The sequence below is a fragment of the Bartonella sp. MU37NMGALS genome (assembly GCF_042194015.1).
Lineage (GTDB): Bacteria > Pseudomonadota > Alphaproteobacteria > Rhizobiales > Rhizobiaceae > Bartonella > Bartonella grahamii.
Genome location: NZ_JBHIML010000172.1, coordinates 1 through 523, shown reverse-complemented (window position 1 = coordinate 523; position 523 = coordinate 1). Strand labels below are relative to the sequence as shown.

General features: G+C 39.8%; 1 pseudogene. It reads left to right on the top strand.

The features are described 5' to 3' along the window. Window positions 1–128 precede the first annotated feature (128 nt). Window positions 129–523: pseudogene (locus ACFIJP_RS09765) on the top strand (hypothetical protein); the annotation flags it as partial.

The window sequence follows — 523 nt, the reverse complement described above, 5'->3', positions numbered from 1 at the left end:
GATTTTAGCTGGTATTTCTGGTTTTGCAGGAAAAAAGTGAGGTAGTTATGCAAAATAGTAACGATAACATTTTATCACGACTAATTAAGTCTATGTATGCAATGGACCCATTCGCGTCGCGTATACTAATGCAAAATCAACGTATGGAAAATGCACAACAACAGGCAAATAATTTGCCTTATTTAATCCCTTCTTCATCTGTACCAACTTTTGGTTCACAATCAAATCCTTTAGGTTTATCGAAGGATATGGAACCTTTGCCAGATGTAAGTTCGTCTTTAAGATCGGCAGGCAGAAAACCGTATGTACCGTCTTCAGTCCCTTCTTTACCAGTAGCGACCTTTGGTTCACAACCAAATCCTTTAGGTATGGAACCTTTGCCTAATGCAATTGAAACTTCAGATTTGGCATCATTGCAACCAAAGCAGTCTCAATTACCAGAGTCTATTTCACCTGTAGAACCACAGCAGTTTGCACAGCCACAACAGAGTACTGTTCCTCACCAAGATGCTGGTTCTCAACA